Origin of the sequence: Rahnella sp. NRRL B-41462, assembly GCF_003263525.1 — a bacterium.
Lineage (GTDB): Bacteria > Pseudomonadota > Gammaproteobacteria > Enterobacterales > Enterobacteriaceae > Rahnella > Rahnella aceris.
In genome coordinates, this window is record NZ_JYDF01000030.1 from 1 (window position 1) to 23,961 (window position 23,961).

Sequence of the window (23,961 nt, forward strand, 5' to 3'; positions counted from 1 at the left end):
GCAGGGCTTTTGTCTTTTTGTTCTACGGATCAGCGATTAAGCACGCAATATTCAAACAAAAGGCCATCCTCAGGATGGCCTTTTCTGTTTCTGCGCTCTACTCATCAGTGATTAGAGCTTTGCGAGATCCCGATCCCTGTTTGTGACCGCACAAACTGAGGGTAGAAACGCTCCCTTTCTTTCTGTCCTTCCAGTGAGTTATCTGTAATCGAGAAGAACCAGGTACCGGCAAAAGCAACAATCATCGAGAACAGCGCGGGGTATTCGTAAGGATAAATGGGCTTAGCATGTCCTAAGATCTGGACCCAGATAGTTGGCCCGAGAATCATCAATATGACTGCTGTAAGTAATCCGAGCCATCCGCCAATCATTGCCCCGCGCGTTGTCAGTTTAGACCAGTACATTGAGAGCAGAATAATGGGGAAATTGCAGCTCGCAGCAATGGAGAACGCTAATCCAACCATGAATGCAATATTCTGTTTTTCAAACAGAATACCCAACGCGATGGCGACGATACCAAGCAGAACTACGGTGATCTTCGAAACCCTTAACTCATCACGTTCTGTTGCTTTGCCGTCCTTGATGACGCTCGCATACAGATCATGAGAGACCGCCGAAGCTCCTGCCAGCGTTAAGCCCGCGACCACCGCTAAGATTGTTGCGAAAGCCACGGCAGAGATAAATCCGAGGAAGAAACTTCCACCGACCGCATCCGCTAAATGCACGGCTGCCATATTATTACCGCCGAGTAATATACCGCTGGCATCTTTAAACGCCGGGTTTGAGCTGACCAGAACAATAGCACCGAAACCGATAATGAAGGTCAAAATGTAGAAGTAACCGATAAAGCCAGTAGCATAGAACACGCTTTTCCTGGCTTCTTTGGCATCATTGACGGTGAAGAACCGCATCAGAATATGGGGTAAACCGGCGGTACCGAACATCAGTGCGAGCCCCAGAGACAGAGCGGATATCGGATCTGAAACCAGTCCTCCCGGGCTCATGATTGCAATCCCTTTAGAGTGGACGGCGACCGCCTGAGTAAAGAGGGTATTAAAGTTGAAGCCGACAGATCTCATGACCATAATCGCCATGAATGTCGCACCGGCCAGCAATAGGATAGCTTTGATGATTTGTACCCAGGTCGTCGCCAGCATTCCGCCAAACAACACGTAGAGTACCATCAGGATCCCAACCAGGATCACTGCGACATGATAGTTAAGCCCAAACAATAGCTGGATTAACTTACCGGCACCGACCATTTGTGCGATCAGATAAAGCGCAACAACCACCAGCGAACCGCAGGCTGAAAGCAGCCGGATTGGTTTTTGTTTCAACCGGTATGACGCGACATCTGCGAAGGTATATTTCCCCAAATTACGCAGGCGTTCGGCAATCAGGAACAAAATGATTGGCCAGCCGATCAGGAAACCGATGGAATAGATCAGGCCATCATAACCGGAGGTATAAACCAGTGCGGAGATACCCAGGAAAGAAGCGGCAGACATGAAATCGCCAGCAATTGCCATACCGTTTTGCAGGCCTGTAATGCGGCCGCCAGCTGTATAGTAGTCCTGGCGGGACCGTGTACGCTTTGCTGCCCAATAGGTGATATATAAAGTCGCGCCAACAAACAGCACGAACATTACGATAGCTTCAATATTAAGAGGCTGACGTTTAACTTCCCCGGCGATGCCCTCCGCAGCAAGCAAACTGAACGGGAAGGCGAGGGATAGCATCAGTAAAAGAAGAGAGCCGCGACGTGCGATCATGGCTGCACCTCGCGGATAATATCTGCCGTCAGGCGGTCAAACTCGCCGTTCGCGCGAATGACGTAAATTCCTGTCAGCACGAAGGAAATCACGATCAGCCCCACGCCCACGGGAATGCCGCGGGTGATGGTGGCACCGTCATAGAGAGGTGTTCCCAGCCACTGTGGATCGAACGCAATCAGTAAAATGAAAGCGACATACAGAACCAGCGTGATGCCTGACAGCAGCCAGGCAAAACGACTGCGTTTTTGCACCAGTTCCCTGAAGCGCGGATTACTTACAACTCTCTGATAAATGAGATCATTCATCTCAGTGACTCCTGTGAGGCATTGATAGAGTTCACCGCGCCAGGGCGGTGAAAAATTACGACGGCACTTTCATTGATTGTTTTTCTTCCAGCAATTTATCGACTACGCCCGGATCCGCCAGCGTAGAGGTATCTCCCAGATTGCTTGTGTCTCCGGCTGCAATTTTGCGCAGAATACGACGCATAATTTTGCCGGAACGGGTTTTTGGCAACGAATCAGTCCAGTGAAGAATGTCAGGCGTGGCAATGGACCCTATCTCTTTACGCACCCAGTTGCGTACTTCGGTATAGAGTTCCGGTGACGGTTCTTCGCCGTGATTCAGTGTGATGTAGGCGTAAATAGCCTGACCTTTAATGTTATGCGGAATACCCACAACGGCAGCTTCTGCAATTTTAGGGTGAGAAACTAATGCTGATTCAATTTCAGCCGTCCCAAGGCGATGGCCGGAAATATTGAGCACGTCATCAACACGGCCTGTTATCCAGTAATAACCGTCTTCGTCACGACGCGCACCGTCACCGCTAAAGTACATATTTTTAAACGTGGAGAAATAGGTCTGCTCGAAACGTTCATGGTCACCAAACAGTGTACGCGCCTGACCCGGCCAAGAATCGGTGATGACCAGATTGCCTTCGCATGCTCCTTCCTGAGGAACGCCTTCGTTGTCTACCAGAGCAGGCTGAACACCGAAGAACGGCCGCGTTGCCGAACCCGCTTTCAGCTCAGTGGCACCCGGCAGCGGGGTTATCATGAAACCGCCGGTTTCGGTTTGCCACCAGGTATCGACAATCGGGCACTGGCTGTTACCAATAGTCCTGTAGTACCACTCCCAGGCTTCCGGGTTAATCGGTTCGCCAACTGACCCCATGATCCGCAGTGAAGCACGGCTGGTGCCCTCAATGGCTTTATCCCCTTCAGCCATCAGTGCGCGGATCGCCGTAGGTGCGGTATAGAGGATATTTACCTTGTGTTTATCAATAACCTGCGCCATACGGGCCGGTGTCGGATAATTTGGTACACCTTCAAACATCAGGCTGATGGCTCCGCACGCCAGCGGGCCGTAGAGCAAATAGCTGTGGCCCGTTACCCAGCCGACATCGGCCGTACACCAGTAGATATCGCCATCATGATAGTCAAAGGTGTATTTGAAGGTCAGGGCCGCATAGACCAGATAACCGCCCGTGGTATGCAATACGCCTTTCGGTTTACCCGTGGAGCCGGAGGTATAAAGGATGAAAAGCGGATCTTCTGCTTTCATTTCTTCGGGCGGACAATCTGCAGAAATGCCTTCAATTGCATCATGCCACCAGATGTCACGACCCTCTTTCCATTCCCCCTGTTTGCCGGTGCGTTTGAAAATGATGGAATGTGTGATGCTGGTGACCGACGGGTTTTTCAGCGCATCATCCACATTTTGTTTCAGCGGAATGGTACGTCCGGCGCGCAGACCTTCGTCGGCGGTAATCACCAGCCTGGCATTGGAATCGATAATGCGACCGGCAACAGCTTCCGGGGAGAAACCGGCGAAGATAACGGAATGCACAGCACCGATACGGGCACAGGCCAGCATCGCGACAGCCGCTTCCGGTACCATAGGCATGTAAATAGCGACAACATCCCCTTTCTTAACGCCCAGGCCCTTTAAGACGTTAGCAAACTGACAAACATCATTATGAAGCTGTTTGTAGGTGACATGTTTATTCTCGGCTTTCGGGTCATCACCTTCCCAAATCAGCGCGGTCTGATCGCCTTTGTCGCTTAAATGACGATCCAGACAGTTAGCTGCAAGATTCAGAGTGCCATCCTCAAACCAGCGAATATCGATATTCCCCGGCGCAAATGAAGTGTTTTTCACTTTTGTGAAAGGCTTAATCCAGTCGAGCACTTTGGCCTGTTCACCCCAAAATGCGTCAGGATCTTCGACAGACTGTTGATAATACTGCTGATATTTCTCAGGTGTGATCAGGGTACGCTCTGCTATGGAGGCAGGAATAGGGTGCTTATAAACATGGCTCATGGTTTTTCTCCTTTAATTTGTTAATGATATGTCAATAAAAGGTTGGGTGTAGTTTGCGGTATGCCTTTGTTTGTTTTCTGGGGGACAGATCACGCAAGCGGAGAAAAAACAGCAGGATATATTCATTCGTCATGCGGAGCAGTCCACATAAGTCTGGGAAGCTCAGGAGAGAGTGGGAAAGAGATAAAGTTAAAAAATATGATTCTTAATGTGATTATTTGGTTAAATAAAGCTTAACTCAGGGTTTGGTGTGGAAATTTTCTTATCTATTACGGAACATTTAATATCAGATATTTTAACCTCTGAGTTAATTTCCTTTCATAAATCGCATGTTTAAAGATTAATCTGAGAGTAAAACTCTTAATATTTGCAATCGGCAAATTATTATAACGTTAAATTTAAAATATCAGTATATTGATCTGGCAAGAGAGGGTGCTCTCTTCGGTACAGCGAAAAATATCGCTTAATAGCTGCTTAATGCTTAATAGCTACCGTTAAATCTCAAGGACTTATTATGTTTAACGCCAAAAGAAAGACACTGGTTATTGCTTTATCTGCCTTTATTTCTGCATCAGCTTTTGCAGATGATACAACGCCTCCGACAGGAGCTGATCAAGGTTCAGGCCGTATTCATTTCACCGGGACGGTTATTAACGCACCTTGCTCAATTGCCGCAGGTGATGAAGACATTAATGTAAACATGGGGCAGGTCGCGAATAAGGTGCTCGAAAGCGGCAATAAATACTCTCAAAACGTGAATTACACCATTCATTTGCAAGATTGTGACCTGACCGCACAGACGGCGGGCACTGTTCAATATCCGGCTATGTCCAAAGTCGCCGTTTCTTTTGCGGGTACGCCTGACAGCAGCGCCGCTGAACTACTGGCCAACACCGGCAGCGCGAAAGGCGCAGGCATCCGCCTGATTGACGCCAACGGTGACCTGCTGAAAGTGGGTGACACCTCTAAAGATATTAACCTGGTCACAGGGAATAATGAGCTGGTATTCGCCGCACGCGTGGAAGCCAATTCTCAGCCTGTTTCAACCGGTACGATCGTTTCTCAGGCAACTTATGCCCTGAACTACAAATAAATATCGCTGCTATTTAGGGGAGTTTTCTCCCCTTTATTTTTTGGCTGTGCCAGCGCCAGGGATTGGTGTGGATTACTATTTTAGTAAGAAGTGATTTTATTATGTCGTTTGCGATGAATAGAACATCGGCTGAAATCAAGAATGTCCTGTGGTTTATTTTTCTTCTGTCAGGATGCTTTATTTCAGTCAGAAGCTTCGCAGTAGAATTTAACGTTAACTTCATTGATTCTGCCGATCGCAATAATGTCGATCTGTCACGATTTCAGGTAGCCGATTATATCGCGCCCGGTGAATACCTGCTGGATGTGGTGCTCAATGGCCGCACGTTCGGCGAACAAAGCGTGATTCACTATATTCCCACTGCGGATAAGAAAAATAGCCGCCTGTGTTTACCGCCGGTACTGGTGGATAAATTCGAACTCACTAAAGACGCGCGCGAAAAGCTGACTTTGTGGCATCACGGTGAATGCACATCTCTCGATCAGCAGCAGGAAGTCACCGCACGTTACGATCAGGAAAAACAAACGCTGAATATCAGCATTCCCCAGGCCTGGCTGACCTTTCACGATCAAAACTGGGTGCCGCCCTCACAGTGGGATGATGGCGTCAACGGCGCATTGCTCGATTACAACCTGCTCGGCAGCCGATACATGCCGCAGTCCGGCGACAGCACCACCAGTTTCAGCAGTTACGGCACCACCGGTTTTAACCTCGGGCCGTGGCGCGCCCGTGCCGATTATCAGTATTCTTCGTCGCGCACGTCCGGCGCGCCCGCCAGTGATAAATTCACCTGGACGCAAACCTATCTGTATCGTGCGCTGCCTTCTGTGGGCGCACGCCTGACCGGCGGGCAGACCTATTTAAGCTCAGATATTTTCGATTCATTCCGTTTTCTCGGTGTTTCACTCAACAGCGATCAGCGCATGTTGCCTCCGTCGCTGCGAGGTTATGCGCCGCAAGTCACCGGCATCGCCAAAACCAATGCCAAAGTGAGTATCAGTCAGAACGGGCGGGTGATTTATCAGACCAACGTGTCACCGGGCCCATTTGTGGTTCAGGATCTGACCGAAGCGGTACAGGGCGCGCTGGATGTCAAAATCGAAGAAGAAAACGGTAGCGTGACGACTTATCAGGTGACCACCGCGACCATTCCGTTCCTGACCCGCAAAGGCCAGGTGCGTTTCAAAACCGCAATGGGCAAACCGACCACCGGCAGCAGCAATCACGTCTTGCAGCCGGGTTTTTACAGCGGCGAAATGTCCTGGGGTGCGCTGAATGATTTCTCGCTTTACGGCGGTCTGATCAGCACCACCGGTAACTATCAGGCGCAGGCCATCGGCGTCGGGCAAAACCTGCAAAAACTCGGTGCCGTATCTTTTGATGTCACGCGTTCCTCGGCGACCGTACCGGTGGCAGGGAAACAAACCGGGCTGAGTTACCGCGCCAACTACTCCAAGCGGTTTGACTCGACCGGCAGCCAGATTACGTTTGCCGGATACCGCTTCTCGGAAAAAACGTTTATGTCGTTCAGCCAGTACCTCGACAAGGTGAACGGCGACGGTTATTCCCGCGATGACAAACAAACCTACACCGTGACGGCAAATCAGTACCTGCCGTGGCCGGCGATCACGCTCTATCTCTCTGCTACCCACAAGGTCTACTGGAATGAGAGTGCGAGTAACAATTACAGCGTGTCGGTCAGCAAGATTTTCGATATCGGCCGCTTTACCGGCATTTCTGCGACGTTTTCCGCCAGCAAGCTGAACTACCGCGATACCGATGAAAATCAGATGTTTCTGTCGCTCAGTTTGCCGTTGTCTTCCGGGCAACAGATCAGCTACGACGCACAGCAGGATTCGCAAAGTGGTTACTCGCAAACGGCGTCGTATTACAACAGCCAGGATCCGAACAATAGCTGGCGCGTGGGCGCGGGCGGGAGCAGCCCGGATCTGCAAAAAGGTAACGGTGTGTTCCGCGCCAACTATCAGCATATGTCGCCGTACGGTCAGTTCGGTGCGAACGGCAGCGTGAAAAATAACGATTACCGCTCAGTGAATGCCAACTGGTACGGATCGTTTACTGCGACAGCGGCAGGCGCAGCATTGCATCAGAGCAGCGCCGGCAGCGAGCCACGCATGATGGTATCAACCGGCGTGAAAGGCATTCCGATCAGCGACGGTGCGTCAGTGACCAACGATTACGGCATTGCTGTTGTGAATGGCGTGTCCAGCTACCAGACCTCCGATATCCGCGTTGATGTGAATAATTTGCCGGATGACGTGGAAGTTTACAGCTCGGTGGTCAGCAAAACCCTGACGGAAGGTGCAATAGGCTTTCGCAAAATCCGCGCCATTAAAGGTGAACGCCTGATGGCGGTAATACGCCTCGCTGATGGCAGCCACCCGCCGCTGGGCGCCGCCGTTACCGACAACAGTTCCGGGTTTGAAGCGGGCCTGATTGGCGACAGTGGTCTGGCGTACCTGGCCGGAGTATCCGGCGAGAAATCCCTGACTGTTCGCTGGGGAGACGGGCAGCAATGTCAGATCCAGGTGCCACCGCAGCCCGTGACATATTCAGGGCAGGTATTGCTGCCCTGCACTTAATAATTTAAACGCTTTCAACAAAGCAGATCAGGAAAGGAATAATCCGATGAACAGGTATTTTTTGCGTTTTGGGGCAGCATTACTGCTGATGATTGGCATGACTTATCCGACTTTCGCCGCCGTCAATCTGGACCGGACACGCATCATCTATAACGCCAGTGATAAATCCGTCAGCGTGATGCTGGAAAACCAGAGCAAAGATCTACCGTATCTTGCGCAGGTCTGGCTGGAGAACGAGCAGGGCGAAAAAATTACCTCTCCGCTGGTGGCGTTGCCGCCGATGCAGCGCATTGATGCTGGCCAGAAAAGCCAGATCCGCATTTTGCAGTTACCCGAAACCGCCGGTCTGCCGAAAGATCGCGAATCGCTGTTTTACTTTAACGTGCGTGAAGTGCCGCCAAAAAGTGACATGGCGAACGTGATGCAGGTGGCGATCCAAAGCCGCGTGAAGCTGTTTTTCCGTCCGGTGGAACTCAGGAAGCTGGTGAAAGGTCACTGGCAGGAACAGCTTCAGGTTGCCCGTCTCAGTGATGGGCTAAAACTGACCAATCCGACACCGTTTTATATCACTGTCGGCTATCTGGGCAAAGACAACAAAGGCAATATCCCTGGTTTTGACAGCGTGATGCTCGCACCGTTCGCCAGCGAAAATCTCACCGGCAAGCAGTACGTTAGCCAGCAATACAGTCTGGGTTACATGGATGATTACGGCGGTTTGCAGGTGAACGAGTACAACTGCCAGACACAACAATGTCAGCGCATCAGCAAAGACGCAAAACGCTAAGGAGTGGTGATGGCTGGTATTGACAGATTTCAGGCGGGTCGGATGGTATTTCTCCTGCTGCTGTTGTTTTTTTCCCGCAGTGCACTGGCGCTCGATTGTGTCGAAAAAGGTACCGGTATTGTGGACAAACCGGCTATTCCCGTCGGGCAACTGGCGATCCCGGCGAACGTGCCAGCAGGCACGAAAGTCTGGGAATCCAATGACATCAATGTCACGGCCTATTGCGACAATGTGCTGGGCTCGATCATTGATGTGGTGCATTTCTATTTTAATCCCAAATCACAGTCGATTGGTGAAGGGTTGCTGCTGGGCGTCAGTTACAACGGGCAGGATCTGGAGCAGAACGAACAGCGTCTGAGTACCAACAGTACGCCGATCAAAAAAGGTCAGAATGTGACGGTGAATGTCACGTTCCGTCTGTATATCAAAGTCAGCGGAAATGCGCCTTCCAGCGGACATTATCAGGGGGCCGACCAGTTTACGGTTTTCCAGCTTGACGGCAGCCGCGGGATTAACAAAACGCCGGGCGCAAAAAATCTTAAATACAACCTTTCAGGATTACAGGGGATCCGCTTTCTGGCCTGTGGCTCTGATCTGAAAGTCTATCCTGAGTCTCAGATTGTCGATTTTGGTGCAATTCAAAGTACCACGTTGTCCCGATCGTCCGGCGTTTCACTGCCGTTTGCCATTAAAGCGGTAAAACAAGGGTGCCTTGACAACTTCTCGCTGCAGGCGGAGTTTTCCACCGCCAGCCCACTGCTGGACAACACCGCGATTGACCTGTCCAACGGCGCGAAGCTGATGCTCTATAACGACCAGGATAAAGCCATCACTTTCAACCGCTATGATGACTTTGCTGAGCTGAACAATGTGAATGAAGTCACCAAAAACTTTACGGCAAAACTGAGTGCGATTCCGGGGAAAACGCTTTCTCTCGGGCAGTTTGACGCATCCGTGATCGTCAAGATCAACTACTACTGACGACGGCTTAAGGAAAGGAGGAAGGCTATGCTAAGAACGGCAAAATTGCGGGCGCAGGCGCTCGAGGAACCGGTTTATAAGGTCCAGGCACCGGAGCTCATCGCAGAGACTCACATTCATGCCCTGCTGCAAACCCTGCGTGAAGATGCTGGACTGAGTAAGACAGAACTGGCCAGACGGCTGGGCATCACGCCACCAGCGATTACCCGTCTTGAGAAGCGGCCGGCTCAGGCCAGTTTTTGTACCTTGTCGCGTTACGCCCAGGCTTGCGGGTTTCATCTGTACCTCTACTATAAATAAGTGAGTTACTAAATGTATTTGTATTCAAAGACTTTTTTTGAATACACACAATGCAATCGGAGACTGGTTGCTTTCAATCAACAGGGTGCTGTTATCGTATTTCTTCAGTACCAGCGTGTCAGTATGGCCGGTCAGAAAAAAACTGTTTATCAGCAGGAGAGACGAAATCTGCCAGTCCATATTGTCTACACTGTCGATATTAATCTGACTGCTGGTGAGCGAATACGTACTGGAGTTTGTGCTAACGTGAATATAGTCATAATAAATGTTTCTCAGCAATGTTTTCCGTTGAATAACAATCCCATTTTTGTCATACAAATAACCCGTTCCACTGAGTGAAACTAAAATTTTGTGGTTGTCAAGAAAACTGAAGTAGAGTGCGGCCACCAGTTTTGCGGTTTGATTATCATATTGTGCTTCTATGATCATATTTCCACGGCAAGGTATATTAACAGGGAATGCTTCCCGGTTCTTTTGGACGAAAAAACCATACAGGGTAAAGAGTAATATAAATACAGCCGGGATGAACGGGAGGAGGATGCTCTTCTTTCCCTGAAAAATACGTTTTCTATCACTGAACATGCGTGGTCCTGTCATTTGTATAATAGCTTATGCAAATGTTAGCTTTATAATTATCATCGGTAATGCACTGCGCCATAAAATCACGTACTGAGCCAGTATTGATGGGCGAGGTAAAACGCTCACTTTGGAATATGAAAATATCTCCTGGTTTGCAGGTAATATTATTTTTTTGCAGAAATGTCCCGGCCAGTTGAATAAATTCGCGCTTACGGGACGAAATGACGGGCGCGGTTGAATACAAATCACAGGCACCCAGCCTGGCAATTTTCAGCTCTGTTTTCGGATCCTGTAAATCGTTGTACATAATGAAAAATGCCCACACAGTCAAGACTGCCGCCACAAGCAGGCTTATCATAAAGCCAGAGGGGCGATTTTTTATCCTCTTTTCAGGTTGCGTTTTTAGCTGAAGTGATGCTGCCGTCGGCGCGATGATCTCTTCCTTTTGCTCTGTTTCAGTCAGCCGGTTTTCCGGTGTTTTGTTGACCTGCACGTTGTGAACCTGAATTTTCTCCTCAGGAGGTTCATGCATGAGGTAAGGTTCAATAATGATTTCTTTACGGATAGTAAAACCGACCTTGGGCACGGTAACGATAAATTCATCAGGGTAACCCAAAGTGACCACTACTTTGCGTAATTTGCTGACGCAGTGATTAAGATTATTATTACTTGCTATCAGTCCGTAGTCATCCCAAACTTTTTTAAAAAATATTTCACGCTCAACAACGATACCCTGTTGTTCTATTAACAATAATAATATCCTGCGCGCAGGATTAGAAATGGCGATCTTGTTTTCTGAATCACCCGCTAATGAAAGTGTGTTATCTTCAGGGTTGAAGACTATTAGATTTTCAATCAGATAATTCATGTGCATTTCACGCCTCCCTGTTAAGAATATCCTGCCTCCACACATGCTTCATGCAATGAGAACAATGCGCACCCGGCGCGCATTCTTGATTTATATCTCACGCATCAGGTCAGTCAGTATAAACCGTTCTATTTCAAAAACAGATTTCTGTCGTAAATGTTTACAGAGCAGTCGTTCGAAATGTAATGGCGGAAAGCGTGGGGGGGAAAGCATATAAATCACGTACGGATTTTTAGTAGTACGTGATTTTTGATTTATTGCTGCAGATACGGGCCGACAATGTCGATGTGCTGCTGAGAGAAGTCGACAGCAATACGGGCACCCAGAGGAAGCGTTAACATCGGATGGGTATGGCAGCAGTCGAAGCCATCAACCAGCGGAATGTCTTGTCCGTTCAGCACTTCCAGCAGCACATCCGCCGGTTGCCTTCCTGTCCCCGCATTATCGAACAATTCGTGTTTGCCGAGCAGAATAGCGCTCACACGGTCGAAAATTCCGTTCAGTTTCAGCATTGAGAAAGAGCGCTCGATGGTCGCGATATTGTGCAAGCTGTCTTCGATAAACAAAATATCGCCCTGACGGATTTCCGGCATATAAGGGCTGCCCCAGATGCCAGACAACGTATTCAGATTTCCGCCGATGACGCGCCCCTCGATGCGTCCCTTGCCGCGAAAGCGGCAGGTATTGGCGTACAACGTTTTCGCCCTGACCGGCGTGACATCATTCCAGTTGAGTTTTTCGTCCGTCCAGTGCTGCGGTAAAGCATAGCGATAAGGCTCAGAGCGGCGGGTCATCAGGATGTCAGCAAAAGACGCGTAGGTTTCATCAACCAGCGGCGGAAATTCGCCGAAAGAAGCCACCAGCGCCGGACCGTAAAAGGTGATCAATCCTGTTTGCGCATAAATCCCGGCCAGCAATGCGGTCGTGTCGGAATACCCGATGATGATTTTCGGATCAGTACGCAGCGCATCGTAATCCAGATAAGGCAGCAGGGAGTTAGTGTTGTTACCGCCTATCGACGACATTACACAACGCACCTGCGGATCACGGATCAACTGATTCAGTTCTTCGGCACGTGCCTGAATGGAGCCGGAGCGATAGTGATCATATTGTCCGGTCATTGTGCCGGCTTTCAGCACAAATCCTTTATCTTCAAGGAATTTCTTCCCGCGCAGATAACGGTTAGGGGCGGTGGCAGTCACCGGTGATGACGCAGAGAAAAAACCAATGGTATCGCCGGTTTTCAATGCAGGGGGGAACAGCGAAAGTTCTGACGAGGGCATTTTACATCCTATAAATCTGCTCAATGTTCAACCTGCAATGTATCAATTCAATTGCAGGTTGAACAGGGGCCTTACAGGATACACCGGAGGATTAATGACCGGCGGCGATTTCTTCCGCGGGCGCTTTTTTGCCAAACAATTCATTCACTTTGTTCTGGCGTACCAGAATAGCCATTGCAATCACACCGACGATCGCCAGGCCACTTGAGAGGATGAAGGCTGACTGATATCCCCCGCCGTACTGGATTAAAAATCCGGTAATGCTCGGGGATAAAATCCCGGCCAGATTCGCCAGTAAATGCACGAAACCGCCTGCGGTCCCGATACGGTGCGCCGGAACGATATCCTGCAACAATGACCAGCACGCCTGTGGCGTCATATAAGCAAAAATACTGGCGACGGTAATCAGCGCCACGGCGCCTGCGGTGTTGCGGGTATAAGCCGTCATCAGCACACAACCGGCAGCAATAATCAGACCGGCGAAAATCACCGCTTTGCGTGAGAAGAGGAAATTACCGCTACGACGGTAGAGAATATCGGCGACAATCCCGCCACCGATGAAACCCGCAGTCGCGCCCAGCCAGGGCAGAATACCGATAATGCTCATGCTCTTAATGTCGAGATGCTGGAAGTCAGTGAGATAGCTTGGCAGCCATGACAGGAAGAAATACTGAATGTAGTTGAAGCAGAAAAAGGCTGCAGCCACCCCCAGCACCGGTTTGGAAAAAACGTAATACCACAAGCTGTGCGCATCATTTTCTCTGGCGCCGTTTGTCACCGGTGTCGCCGGGCGGTCGCTGGCAATCAGACGTTTTTCTTCCTCTGAGACCCGCGGATGCTGCTCTGGCTTATCGCGGAAAAAGGTCATCCATGCCGCCAGCCAGACAAAGCCCAGTGCAGCAATCACCACGAAGGCGATGCGCCAGCCGAAATGCAACCCGACCAGCCCGACAATCGGCGCGGCGATGGCGGCCCCCAGTGGCTGCCCCGCATTGGTGAAGCCGACCGCGCGGCCGACTTCCTTGCGCGGAAACCAGTTGGAAATTGATTTGTTGGTGGTGGTGCCCATCGGGCCTTCGCCGATACCAAACATGACGCGCACGACCAGTAAATGCGCGAAACCGGTGACCAGTGCTGTTGCGCCGCAAAATACGGACCAGAACGCAGCAGCGAAGGCGAAGACTTTTCGCGGGCCAAACTTGTCTGCACTCCACCCGCCAATAAAGCAAAACAGGCAGTAGCCAATAAAGAAGGCGCTGAACAAAATCCCCATCTGGGCATCATTGATATGCAGGTCGCCTTTGATCAGTGGCGCCATCACCGATAACGCCGCGCGGTCGAGATAATTGAGCATGCCGGCAAAGAACAGCAGCAGGGCGATGACCACCCGATAATTGGATTTACGCATGTGCGGCCTCCGCGGTCAGAGAAAGGGTTTTCGAGCTGATGAGGTACTTCTGTATGATGGAAAGTGATGGCTCAAAACCTAGCCCCGGCGTATCCGGCAACAGCATATGCGGTTCAAAATTCAGTTGTGAATAAAGCGTTTCCTGCCACTGAATGTAAGGCACTTCCAGACTCACGCTGTCGTCGAGCGTAGCGACCAGTTGGGCGGTGGCCATCAGGCCGGCACCGTAATAAAAACAGTGCGGAACAACGCGGATGTGGTATTGCTTCGCCAGCGCAAACACTTTCAGCATGGCGGTGATCCCGCCGACTTTACTGACGCTGGGCTGTGCGACGTCAATCGCGCCGTGTTCGAAATGCTCCACAAAGCCCTGAACGCCTGCTGCATTCTCGCCTGCGGCAATACGGGTTCCTTGTTTTCGCACTTCCGCCAGACCGGCTAAATCATCCGGTGGCCAGACCGGTTCTTCCAGCCATCCCAGATTCAGAGAACGTAAAGCCTGCGCCTGTTGCGAGGCTTCTGCCACGTTCCACGGACAGTTCACATCAACCATCAGTTCAGCATCGGCAGGCAGTATTTCTCTGGCGGCGGCAATGGCCGGATAAGCCGTTTCATGCAATTTTATGGCGCGGAATCCCGCCTGCCAGGTACTCAGCACTTTTGCCGCCACACGTTCAGGATGATTGCCATAACTGACCAGGCTGGCGTAAACCCCGATTTTTTGACGTTTCGCCCCCAGCAATTGCCAAAGCGGCTGCTTCCATGCTTTCGCCAGCAAATCCCATAGCGCAATATCCACAGCTGAAAGGGCAAACATCACGGGACCGGTGCGCCCGAAAGCATGAAAGTTCACCTCGGCCTGCTGCATCAGTGCAGCAATTTCCTCAGGACTTTCCGGGCAGGTTTGGCCGAGAAAAAATCGCCCGACTAAACCGTTCATCGCGGTTTCGGTGAGCGGATTACAAAGATGACCGAAACCTTCCCCCCAGCCGTGTAAGCCGCTGTCGGTCGTGATTTTGATCAGTAGTGTTTCCATTCTGGTGAGTTCGGGAGATGCCGCGTTATAGGCATCCGTCTGTATCTCTGGTGTTTTATCCCTGTCGCTGCTGAATGGAATCGCAACGCGCAATACCTCAATTTTGGTTATTTTCATGAGACATTCCTGTTTTATAGGGCCTTGAGGAAACTGATCAGGCTAAGGAATCAGTCTAAAACGCAGGGATATGACCGTTAACGGACGTTGGCCTAACTTTTAAGCAGAATTGAACGGGAGTTTTGTGCAAATGAATGAAGGGATGAGAAGTGAATCACGAAAGGGTAAATACGTAAGATTTAAAAAGCAAAAAACCCGCCATAGGCGGGTTTCTTTAAATATGGTGCCCGGACTCGGAATCGAACCAAGGACACAGGGATTTTCAATCCCTTGCTCTACCGACTGAGCTATCCGGGCAACGGGGCGCATTAAACCGTATTGGGCCTGAGCCGTCAACGGGTTTGTTATCTAAAATACATAAAAGCCGTTTGTTTGCTGCCTTTTCATTCAAAAAGGATGAAATCGCCGGGCAGCAATGGGGGGAAGTCAGGAAAGTGCACCATGTTCACGGCAGCGGGCGATGTTCAGCACATCCTCTGCCAGACGGCGTGCGACTTCCACATCGTTCAGTTGGCGTTTAACGAGCAGTTTACTCAGGCAGCCTTCGAGGATCAGTTCCATCTGCTGAGCGACCATTTCCGGGTCATCCGAGCCCATTTCCTGCAAAAGCGACAAGGTGTAGTCGTAGGAGGCCCGTTTCTGCTGTTGAGCCAGCTGATGAATGGGCGCCTCGCTGTCAGGGAAAAACGTGCAAGCTGCGATAAACAGACATCCAGGATAGCGCTGCTGCCGCACCTGCTCATCCAGAACTTTATAGCGCGCCAGCAATTTCTGTGGCGCTGAAAGAGACTCATCCAGCATCAGCTGACGACGCCAGATATCAATCTGTTCGCCGTGATAACGCAGACTGTCATACAGCAGGGCTTCGGCATCCGGCCAGAAACGGCGTAATTCACTGAGCGGGACATCGACCAGTTCGGCGACCGTTTCCAGTGACAATGTTGCAAGGCCACGTTGTTCCAGGAAATTAAGGGTTTTATCGAGAACTTGTTCACGTAGCACGTTTGCCTCCTCACAATTCGCGTACTTCAAAGTGTAGTGTCGTTTAAGGGTGAGTTTTCTGCAAATGCGCGCTGAACTCCGCTGCATCCATAAAACCCGTCACCCGTGACTGTGGCAACTCATGACCATCAGGCCCGAAGAACAAAATTGTCGGCAGGCCCAGAACATTCAGACGTTCTAATAACGCTTTCTGCTCAGGGGAATTCTGGGTGACATCTGCCTGCAGCAATAAGGTATCCGTCAGTTCATTCTGCACGTCTGGCGCTGAGAAGGTATATTTTTCGAACTCTTTACACGCCACGCACCAGTCAGCGTACAAATCCAGCATAACGCGTTTGCCCTGCGCGCCCTGCAGGGCAGCGTTCAGTTCACCGACATTATGGATTTTCTGGAAATTAAGTGCGTGTACCTGTGTTGTCGTGTTAGCGGCTGGCGCAAATGCCCAGTCCTGCAAAGGACGGCTGACGATCAGCGCCGCGGCCAGGAAAAGTAATTGCAGCGTCCGCACCATGCCGCGCTGGCTTTTCAGGCTGAGCAGGAATGCCCAGCCGAAGAACGCCATGCCGAGCAGGCTCCATAAACGCAGCCCCCAGATATCGCCAATCACACGTTCGAGTAAAAATACCGGCAGTGCCAGAATGACAAAGCCAAATCCTTCTTTGACGTATTGCATCCACGGCCCACTGCGGGGCAGTAATTTGTTGCCGAACATCGTCACAATAATCAGCGGAATGCCCATCCCCAGCGCATACAGATACAGCGTGCCAGCCCCCGCCAGCAGATTCCCGCTCTGGGCGATATACAGCAGGATCGCGCTGAGCGGCGCGGTGGTGCAGGGAGAACAAATCAACCCGGCCAGTGCGCCCATAATAAAGACGCCGGGCAGCGAGCCGCCTTTTTGCTCGTTACTCCATAAAGCCAGCCGGGTCTGGACGGCAGAAGGCAGTTGCAGGCTGAACGTGCCAAACATCGACAGCGCCAGAACAATGAACATCACCGAAAGCACAATCAGTACCCACGGACTTTGCAACGCCGCCTGGAACTGCAAGCCTGCCGCAGCGACCACCATACCAAGCAGTGTGTAAGTCAGCGCCATGCCCTGAACGTAAACCAGCGCCAGCAGGAAAATTCGCTTCATGCTGTGAGGGCGCTGGCGCCCGAGAATAATGCCGGAAATCAGCGGATACATCGGCAGTACGCAAGGCGTAAAGGCAATACCGATGCCGATCAGCAAGGCCCACAGCGGAGAAAACGGCAGTGGTGTGGATGGCTTTTCAGGCGTCGCGATAACCGGTGCGGATGCTGTATCCGCAGCCGGCGTGCTGACACGCGTCGGTTCCGTGACGGCACTCAGCGGCACGTCACGAGTTTCCGGCGGATAGCAGAATCCTGCGGCGGCACATCCCTGATAGGTCACCCGAACGGTTGCATCCGCGCTGGCCTGACGGAGAGGGATCGTCAGATGCAGGGCATTCTCATAAACTTCGCTGTCACCGAAAAACTCATCATGATGATCACGGCCTTTGGGCATCAGAAACGCCGCGAGCTGAGCATTCTTCGGTTCCAGCTCAATCTTGCTGCGATATAAATAATAGCCGTCACGGATTTGCCAGTTCAGTTTGAGGTCGTGACCTTGCTGCTGGAAATCAAAACTGAATGCCTGATCGACGGGGACAAACTGTGGCGCGGCGGGTTTGCCAAATAAAGAGGCATTCGCCTGAAACGGCAAAAGACTCAGGCTGCACAGCAGGAAGAAAATTCGAAGAATGCGGTGATCCATGCGGAGTAAAGTTCTCTTTGTCGCGGCAGATGAACAGCCACTGAGTGAATCGACAGAAGATGCGCACGGCGTCATGCCATAGCGCGTTAATGAATTGTGAGTATACCCTGAGCAATCCCTGAGCAGAAAGCCCCGAGTGCTTAACGGGGGCCGCAGCCCCCGGAAAACTGTCAGAGAATAATACTGCCGAAACCAAATCCAAAAACTACAGACAGGAACACGCCAATCGTGCCGGGAATAAAGAATGGATGGTTGAAGACGAAGCGCCCGATGCGGGTGGTGCCGGTGTCATCCATCTGCACAGCGGCAACCAGCGTCGGATACGTCGGCAGAATGAATAAACCGGAAACAGCGGCAAAAGAACCCACGGCGGTCAGCGGCGACACACTCAGTGCCAGCGCCATTGGCAGCAGGGCTTTGGTCGTGGCGGCCTGCGAATACAACAGCGCAGAGCTGAAGAAGAAAATCACTGCCAGCAGCCACGGATGCGCCTGAATCAGGCCACCTGCGGTTTCTTTGATCCAGCCGAGATTGGCCTGCACAAAAGTGTCACCCAGCCAGGCCACGCCGAGGATACAAATACAGGCGCTCATGCCGGATTTAAACGTGCTGGAGGTCAGAATGGCGTCGGTATCAATGCTGCACAGCAAGGTGATTAACGTGGCGACACTGAGCATGATAATCAGGATGGCGCTGTTGGTGGTCATCACCGGTTGCGCAACCCAGCCCAGGCTCGGGCTGTTAATAACCGCATAAGCGACCACTGTCAGTACGCCGAGCAGGAACAGCAACACCGAGAGTTTGGCGCCGCGTTTGATTTCCAGCACTTTATCGCCACGCAGTTGGATCAAACCTTCTTCATACCGTTTGAGATAAACCGGGTCATTGGAAAGCTTTGCGTCAAAGCACCAGCTGACAATCAGCGACATCAGGATCACTGCAGCCAGTGTGGACGGGATCATCACCATCAGCAGATGAAGATAACTGACGCCGTGGCCTTCCATGGTGGATGCCATGTACACCACTGCGGCAGAAATCGGTGAGGCGGTAATGGCTATCTGCGCAGCAACCACGGCGGTGGAAAGCGGGCGGCAGGGTTTAATCCCTTGCTCTTTGGCGACTTCAGAAATAACCGGTAATGCCGACAGTGAAATGTTGCCGGTGCCCGCCATAATCGTCAGGAAATAGGTGACGATGGGCGCGAGGAGGGTGATGTGTTTGGGATTACGGCGCAGCAGCTTTTCAGTTTGTTGCACCAGATAATCCATCCCGCCTGCTACCTGCATGGTCGAGATCGCGGCGATCACCGCCATGATGATAGAGATTACGTCAAAAGGGATGGTTCCCGGTTTAACGCCTATCAGGGCGAGCACCAGAACGCCAAGCCCGCCCGCGAAACCAATGCCGATGCCGCCTAAGCGCGCGCCGAGGAAAATCGCCGCCAGTACAATAATAAATTCGATAATTAACATGGTTGTCCGTCCATATTCCCAGCACTCCTTAAGGAATTGATAATTAATTGTTGTGTAATTGTTGTGTTGTACAAAGTAAAAAGGCCCGCTGTTCTGCAGAACAACGAGCCTTTAAAAGGTCAGTATTTGAGTCTGTTACTGTTCATTTTCATCGGTATAGCGTTTTGCTTTGTAAGCCGGATGTTTCAGGTTTTCGATGGAGAAAATGTCGTCCAGCTCCGCCTCAGTCAGCAGGCCGCGCTCGAGCACCACTTCCCTGACACTCTTACCGGTTTCAGCACAAATCTTGCCGACGATATCGCCATTGTGGTGGCCGATGAACGGGTTAAGGTAGGTGACGATGCCGATAGAGTTGAAAACGTAGAACTCACATACTTCTTTGTTCGCTGTAATGCCGTTGATGCATTTTTCGAGCAGATTGTAGCAGGCGTTAGTCAGGATATGCACTGACTCAAACATCGCCTGACCAATTACCGGTTCCATGACGTTCAGTTGAAGCTGGCCCGCTTCTGCCGCCATCGTCACGCAGACGTCGTTACCGATGACTTTGAAGCACACCTGGTTCACGACTTCCGGGATAACCGGGTTCACTTTGGCTGGCATGATAGAAGAACCCGCCTGTAATTCCGGCAGGTTGATTTCATTCAGGCCAGCGCGAGGACCGGAAGAGAGCAGACGCAGGTCGTTACAGATTTTAGAAAGCTTCACGGCCAGACGTTTCAGCGAGCTGTGAACCATCACGTATGCGCCACAGTCGGACGTTGCTTCAATCAGGTCTTCAGCGGGTACACAGGCCAGATTGCTGACTTCTGCCAGTTTTTCTACCGCCAGTTGCTGATAACCTTCCGGCGTATTCAGGCGGGTACCGATTGCTGTCGCCCCTAGGTTCACTTCCAGCAGTAATTCGCCGGTACGCAACAGATTGCGGGTTTCCTCTTTGAGCAACACGTTGAACGCGTGGAATTCCTGACCGAGCGTCATCGGAACGGCGTCCTGCAACTGTGTACGGCCCATCTTGATGATGTTTTCGAATTCCTTCGCTTTACGCTCAAAACCGTCGCCCAGCTGGGAAATAGCATCAACCAGTTTCAGCAAGGACGCGTACACGGCGATACGAAAACCAGTAGGGTAGGCATCATTGGTGGACTGGCATTTGTTCAGATGATCATTTGGATTGAGGAACTGGTAATCGCCTTTCTGGTGTCCCATCAGTTCCAGACCGATGTTCGCCAGCACTTCATTCGTGTTCATATTTACCGAGGTTCCCGCACCGCCCTGATAGACGTCGATAGGGAACTGGTCCATGCATTTGCCTTTATCAAGCACTTCGTCGCACGCCTGAATAATGATATCCGCAATGTGACGTGGAATGGTGCGCAGCTCTTTGTTAGCAAGAGCTGCCGCCTTTTTCACCATCACCATGCCGCGAACAAACTCAGGAACATCACTGATCTTGGTGTTGCTGATATAGAAGTTTTCAATCGCCCGCAGGGTGTGAATGCCGTAATAAGCTTCTGCCGGTACTTCGCGCGTGCCCAGCAGGTCTTCCTCGATACGAATGGTGTTTGACATGAGAACCTTCTCTTCGGTACTGAATGCGTTATGCGATGTTTAAAATTATGTTACTGGCCGTAGTAAATTTAAAACGATCAACCGTTGTTTGAGCAACGGAGGCGATCATATGCTGCTTCAGACGAATTGCACGTACTAAGATCACTATCCTGCCCTATTATCGTGCATGTTTTTAGTATCTGTGAGAATTCTCACAATTCATTTACCTGCTCAATTAAATCAGGTCTGGTGGTTGAAATCATGATGAGTGATCACCATCTCAGTGTAGTCAGCCTGCATTTCTTTGATAGCGAAGATCTCAAGCAGGCACTTATTCAGGGTTTGGAATGCCGCTGCGACAGCGCTTCCGGAGCCAAATTACAAGGAGAATGCGGTGCGCTGGTTACCGTTATTACTGTTATTCCTGCTGGCTTACATTGAAATCACCTTATTTATCAAGGTGGCTGCGGTGGTTGGCGTGGCAACAACGTTATTGCTGGTTGTTTTCACCTCTTGCGTAGGTGTCTCTCTGGTGAAGAATCAGGGCATGAAGACGTTTATGCAGTTGCAGCAAAAACTGGCGGTTGGGGAAAGCCCGGCAGCCGAGATGGTTAAAAGTGTTTCGCTGGTGATCGCCGGATTCCTGCTGCTGGTACCGGGCTTCTTTACTGATTTCCTCGGTTTGCTGCTTTTGCTGCCACCCATCCAGAAACGACTGACGCTAAAACTGATGCCGCATTTGAACATTGTGCGTTCCGGCGGCAACTGGGGGAGCAGCGCGCCAACGGGGAATACCTTTGATGGCGAGTTCCAGCGGACGGACGAAACGCAGGAACGTCTGGTTTCACCTAAAAAAGATGGCGACACAGAGCATCACGATCGCTAATCTCTGTGGCCTCAATTGTTAAAAGATTGTTGGGAAGCACTGCGAAGGTCGATTTTCGTCAACAGAGCAGCGAAAGAAAAAGAGAAAATTTTTCTGTTCTTCCCCTTGAAGGGCTGCGTATCGCCCCCATTAAACAAACCACGAGGCCGGGCAGGACTTTGCCAGGCATTCAACCCTAAAAATAGATATGGACCCGCTCACAGGAGAGTTATCAATGAAAATTCGTCCATTGCATGACCGCGTTATCGTCAAGCGTAAAGAAGTAGAATCTAAATCCGCTGGCGGCATCGTTCTGACTGGCTCCGCTGCAGGTAAATCTACCCGTGGCGAAATCCTGGCTGTCGGCCATGGTCGCATTCTGGAAAATGGTGAAGTTAAAGCGCTGGACGTGAAAGTTGGCGACATCGTCATTTTCAACGACGGTTACGGCGTGAAAGCTGAGAAGATCGACAATGAAGAAGTGTTGATCATGTCTGAGAGTGACATTCTGGCAATCGTAGAAGCCTGATTGTCCCCCGATCCACTTTTTTCTGAACAGAACGAATTTAAGGGAAATTAACAATGGCAGCTAAAGAAGTAAAATTCGGTAACGACGCCCGTGTGAAAATGCTGCGTGGCGTAAACATCCTTGCTGATGCAGTAAAAGTGACCCTGGGCCCTAAAGGCCGTAACGTGGTTTTGGACAAATCTTTCGGCGCACCAACCATCACTAAAGACGGCGTGTCCGTTGCACGTGAAATCGAACTGGAAGACAAGTTCGAAAACATGGGCGCACAGATGGTGAAAGAAGTCGCGTCCAAAGCGAACGATGCCGCGGGTGACGGTACCACTACCGCAACCGTTCTGGCTCAAGCCATCATCACTGAAGGCCTGAAAGCTGTTGCTGCGGGCATGAACCCGATGGATCTGAAACGTGGTATCGACAAAGCTGTCGTTGCTGCGGTTGAAGAACTGAAAAAATTATCTGTCCCTTGCTCGGACTCTAAAGCCATTGCACAGGTTGGTACCATCTCTGCTAACTCCGATGAAACTGTCGGTAAACTGATCGCTGAAGCGATGGAAAAAGTGGGCAAAGAAGGCGTCATCACTGTTGAAGAAGGCACTGGCCTGCAAGATGAGCTGGACGTTGTTGAAGGTATGCAGTTCGACCGTGGTTATCTGTCTCCTTACTTCATCAACAAACCAGAAACCGGTTCAATCGAACTGGAAAGCCCGTTCATCCTGCTGGCTGACAAGAAAATTTCTAACATCCGCGAAATGCTGCCAGTACTGGAAGCCGTTGCGAAAGCCGGTAAACCACTGCTGATCATTGCTGAAGACGTTGAAGGCGAAGCCCTGGCGACTCTGGTTGTGAATACCATGCGTGGCATCGTGAAAGTGGCTGCGGTTAAAGCACCAGGCTTCGGCGACCGTCGTAAAGCTATGCTGCAGGATATCGCAACCCTGACTGGCGGTACCGTTATCTCTGAAGAGATCGGTCTGGAACTGGAAAAAGCCACTCTGGAAGATATGGGTCAGGCTAAACGTGTTGTTATCAACAAAGACACCACCATCATCATCGATGGCGTTGGCGAAGAAGCAACCATCCAGGGCCGTGTTTCTCAGATCCGTCAGCAGATTGAAGAAGCGACTTCTGATTATGACCGTGAAAAACTGCAAGAGCGTGTGGCTAAACTGGCAGGCGGCGTAGCCGTTCTGAAAGTGGGCGCAGCGACTGAAGTTGAAATGAAAGAGAAGAAAGCTCGCGTTGAAGATGCCCTGCACGCAACCCGTGCTGCGGTAGAAGAAGGCGTGGTTGCTGGTGGTGGCGTGGCGCTGGTTCGCGTTGCTCACACTCTGGCTAACCTGACCGGCGACAACGACGACCAGAACGTGGGTATCCGCGTTGCTCTGCGCGCAATGGAATCTCCACTGCGTCAGATCGTTGTGAACGCTGGCGAAGAAGCCTCTGTTATCGCAAACAAAGTGAAAGCGGGCGAAGGCAGCTTCGGCTACAACGCTTACACCGAAGAATACGGCGACATGATCGCAATGGGTATCCTTGATCCAACTAAAGTCACCCGTTCTGCTCTGCAGTACGCGTCTTCTGTAGCTGGCCTGATGATCACCACTGAGTGCATG

The 23,961-nt window shown here is 51.0% G+C and carries 20 protein-coding genes and 1 tRNA gene; 8 read left to right on the plus strand and 13 right to left on the minus strand.

The window, feature by feature from the left end:
• Positions 1 to 104: 104 nt before the first annotated feature.
• From actP to acs, 3 genes are read right to left on the minus strand one after another with little or no spacing between them, the layout of a single operon-like run.
• On the minus strand, positions 105 to 1,739 hold the full coding sequence (gene actP / locus UC14_RS08630; protein WP_370447459.1) for a cation/acetate symporter ActP: 1,635 nt from the start codon (positions 1,737 to 1,739) through the stop codon (positions 105 to 107).
• A gap of 29 nt (positions 1,740 to 1,768) precedes the next feature.
• A complete protein-coding gene (locus UC14_RS08635) occupies positions 1,769 to 2,080 on the minus strand; it encodes a DUF485 domain-containing protein (RefSeq protein ID WP_013573722.1) in 312 nt (103 codons plus the stop codon).
• A gap of 55 nt (positions 2,081 to 2,135) precedes the next feature.
• Positions 2,136 to 4,097: an acetate--CoA ligase gene (acs, locus tag UC14_RS08640; RefSeq protein WP_112197555.1), complete on the minus strand. Its 1,962-nt coding sequence runs from the start codon at positions 4,095 to 4,097 to the stop codon at positions 2,136 to 2,138.
• A 514-nt stretch (positions 4,098 to 4,611) separates the two neighbouring features.
• Here acs and UC14_RS08645 point away from each other — a divergent pair.
• The 5 genes from UC14_RS08645 to UC14_RS08665 all read left to right on the plus strand — a co-directional run bounded on the left by UC14_RS08645 (position 4,612) and on the right by UC14_RS08665 (position 9,858).
• Complete coding sequence (locus tag UC14_RS08645; protein WP_013573724.1) at positions 4,612 to 5,190, plus strand: fimbrial protein; 579 nt, start codon at positions 4,612 to 4,614, stop codon at positions 5,188 to 5,190.
• A gap of 101 nt (positions 5,191 to 5,291) precedes the next feature.
• On the plus strand, positions 5,292 to 7,793 hold the full coding sequence (locus tag UC14_RS08650; RefSeq protein WP_112197556.1) for a fimbria/pilus outer membrane usher protein: 2,502 nt from the start codon (positions 5,292 to 5,294) through the stop codon (positions 7,791 to 7,793).
• Between the two features lie 46 nt (positions 7,794 to 7,839).
• Positions 7,840 to 8,577: a molecular chaperone gene (locus UC14_RS08655; RefSeq protein ID WP_014411545.1), complete on the plus strand. Its 738-nt coding sequence runs from the start codon at positions 7,840 to 7,842 to the stop codon at positions 8,575 to 8,577.
• A 9-nt stretch (positions 8,578 to 8,586) separates the two neighbouring features.
• Positions 8,587 to 9,558 (plus strand): fimbrial protein, encoded by a 972-nt coding sequence (locus tag UC14_RS08660; RefSeq protein ID WP_013573727.1) that lies wholly within the window; start codon positions 8,587 to 8,589, stop codon positions 9,556 to 9,558.
• A 27-nt stretch (positions 9,559 to 9,585) separates the two neighbouring features.
• Positions 9,586 to 9,858 (plus strand): helix-turn-helix domain-containing protein, encoded by a 273-nt coding sequence (locus UC14_RS08665; RefSeq protein ID WP_013573728.1) that lies wholly within the window; start codon positions 9,586 to 9,588, stop codon positions 9,856 to 9,858.
• Positions 9,859 to 9,882: 24 nt separating this feature from the next.
• On the opposite strand, the gene UC14_RS08670 is transcribed toward UC14_RS08665, so the two are convergent.
• The 10 genes from UC14_RS08670 to aspA all read right to left on the minus strand — a co-directional run bounded on the left by UC14_RS08670 (position 9,883) and on the right by aspA (position 20,975).
• Entirely contained in the window at positions 9,883 to 10,440 is a 558-nt protein-coding gene (locus UC14_RS08670) for a FidL-like protein (RefSeq protein ID WP_013573729.1), read from the minus strand.
• Positions 10,430 to 11,305 (minus strand): winged helix-turn-helix domain-containing protein, encoded by an 876-nt coding sequence (locus UC14_RS08675; RefSeq protein ID WP_232829658.1) that lies wholly within the window; start codon positions 11,303 to 11,305, stop codon positions 10,430 to 10,432. Before UC14_RS08675 ends, UC14_RS08670 begins: the two co-directional genes overlap by 11 nt.
• A gap of 254 nt (positions 11,306 to 11,559) precedes the next feature.
• Entirely contained in the window at positions 11,560 to 12,588 is a 1,029-nt protein-coding gene (locus tag UC14_RS08680; RefSeq protein ID WP_112197558.1) for a S66 peptidase family protein, read from the minus strand.
• 91 nt (positions 12,589 to 12,679) lie between these two features.
• Positions 12,680 to 13,996 carry an MFS transporter gene (locus UC14_RS08685; protein ID WP_112197559.1) on the minus strand — a complete coding sequence of 439 codons (1,317 nt, stop codon included), beginning with the start codon at positions 13,994 to 13,996 and terminating at the stop codon, positions 12,680 to 12,682.
• Positions 13,989 to 15,149, minus strand: a complete 1,161-nt coding sequence (locus tag UC14_RS08690; RefSeq protein ID WP_112197560.1) for a mandelate racemase/muconate lactonizing enzyme family protein — start codon at positions 15,147 to 15,149, stop codon at positions 13,989 to 13,991. Before UC14_RS08690 ends, UC14_RS08685 begins: the two co-directional genes overlap by 8 nt.
• A 221-nt stretch (positions 15,150 to 15,370) precedes the next feature.
• A tRNA-Phe gene (locus UC14_RS08695) sits at positions 15,371 to 15,446 on the minus strand.
• 129 nt (positions 15,447 to 15,575) lie between these two features.
• Positions 15,576 to 16,151 (minus strand): transcriptional regulator, encoded by a 576-nt coding sequence (locus tag UC14_RS08700; protein ID WP_014411550.1) that lies wholly within the window; start codon positions 16,149 to 16,151, stop codon positions 15,576 to 15,578.
• A gap of 43 nt (positions 16,152 to 16,194) precedes the next feature.
• Complete coding sequence (locus UC14_RS08705; protein ID WP_112152025.1) at positions 16,195 to 17,931, minus strand: protein-disulfide reductase DsbD; 1,737 nt, start codon at positions 17,929 to 17,931, stop codon at positions 16,195 to 16,197.
• 170 nt (positions 17,932 to 18,101) lie between these two features.
• Entirely contained in the window at positions 18,102 to 19,403 is a 1,302-nt protein-coding gene (locus UC14_RS08710; protein WP_014411551.1) for an anaerobic C4-dicarboxylate transporter, read from the minus strand.
• A gap of 135 nt (positions 19,404 to 19,538) precedes the next feature.
• Positions 19,539 to 20,975 (minus strand): aspartate ammonia-lyase, encoded by a 1,437-nt coding sequence (gene aspA, locus UC14_RS08715; RefSeq protein WP_013573737.1) that lies wholly within the window; start codon positions 20,973 to 20,975, stop codon positions 19,539 to 19,541.
• Positions 20,976 to 21,348: 373 nt separating this feature from the next.
• Between aspA and UC14_RS08720 the strand changes: the two genes are divergently transcribed.
• The 3 genes from UC14_RS08720 to groL form a co-directional block, all read left to right on the plus strand.
• On the plus strand, positions 21,349 to 21,840 hold the full coding sequence (locus UC14_RS08720) for an FxsA family protein (protein WP_112197561.1): 492 nt from the start codon (positions 21,349 to 21,351) through the stop codon (positions 21,838 to 21,840).
• A 214-nt stretch (positions 21,841 to 22,054) separates the two neighbouring features.
• Entirely contained in the window at positions 22,055 to 22,348 is a 294-nt protein-coding gene (locus UC14_RS08725; RefSeq protein ID WP_009636718.1) for a co-chaperone GroES, read from the plus strand.
• 53 nt (positions 22,349 to 22,401) lie between these two features.
• Positions 22,402 to 23,961, plus strand: a 1,560-nt coding sequence (gene groL, locus UC14_RS08730; protein WP_112197562.1) for a chaperonin GroEL, incomplete at its 3' end; no start/stop codon positions are given.

Coding starts and splice junctions, on each gene's coding strand:
- actP (WP_370447459.1), bottom strand. CDS start 1,739: ATGCTATCCCTCGCCTTCCCGTTCAGTTTGCTTGCTGCGGAGGGCATC.
- UC14_RS08635 (WP_013573722.1), bottom strand. CDS start 2,080: ATGAATGATCTCATTTATCAGAGAGTTGTAAGTAATCCGCGCTTCAGG.
- acs (WP_112197555.1), bottom strand. CDS start 4,097: ATGAGCCATGTTTATAAGCACCCTATTCCTGCCTCCATAGCAGAGCGT.
- UC14_RS08645 (WP_013573724.1), top strand. CDS start 4,612: ATGTTTAACGCCAAAAGAAAGACACTGGTTATTGCTTTATCTGCCTTT.
- UC14_RS08650 (WP_112197556.1), top strand. CDS start 5,292: ATGTCGTTTGCGATGAATAGAACATCGGCTGAAATCAAGAATGTCCTG.
- UC14_RS08655 (WP_014411545.1), top strand. CDS start 7,840: ATGAACAGGTATTTTTTGCGTTTTGGGGCAGCATTACTGCTGATGATT.
- UC14_RS08660 (WP_013573727.1), top strand. CDS start 8,587: ATGGCTGGTATTGACAGATTTCAGGCGGGTCGGATGGTATTTCTCCTG.
- UC14_RS08665 (WP_013573728.1), top strand. CDS start 9,586: ATGCTAAGAACGGCAAAATTGCGGGCGCAGGCGCTCGAGGAACCGGTT.
- UC14_RS08670 (WP_013573729.1), bottom strand. CDS start 10,440: ATGTTCAGTGATAGAAAACGTATTTTTCAGGGAAAGAAGAGCATCCTC.
- UC14_RS08675 (WP_232829658.1), bottom strand. CDS start 11,305: ATGAATTATCTGATTGAAAATCTAATAGTCTTCAACCCTGAAGATAAC.
- UC14_RS08680 (WP_112197558.1), bottom strand. CDS start 12,588: ATGCCCTCGTCAGAACTTTCGCTGTTCCCCCCTGCATTGAAAACCGGC.
- UC14_RS08685 (WP_112197559.1), bottom strand. CDS start 13,996: ATGCGTAAATCCAATTATCGGGTGGTCATCGCCCTGCTGCTGTTCTTT.
- UC14_RS08690 (WP_112197560.1), bottom strand. CDS start 15,149: ATGAAAATAACCAAAATTGAGGTATTGCGCGTTGCGATTCCATTCAGC.
- UC14_RS08705 (WP_112152025.1), bottom strand. CDS start 17,931: ATGGATCACCGCATTCTTCGAATTTTCTTCCTGCTGTGCAGCCTGAGT.
- UC14_RS08710 (WP_014411551.1), bottom strand. CDS start 19,403: ATGTTAATTATCGAATTTATTATTGTACTGGCGGCGATTTTCCTCGGC.
- aspA (WP_013573737.1), bottom strand. CDS start 20,975: ATGTCAAACACCATTCGTATCGAGGAAGACCTGCTGGGCACGCGCGAA.
- UC14_RS08725 (WP_009636718.1), top strand. CDS start 22,055: ATGAAAATTCGTCCATTGCATGACCGCGTTATCGTCAAGCGTAAAGAA.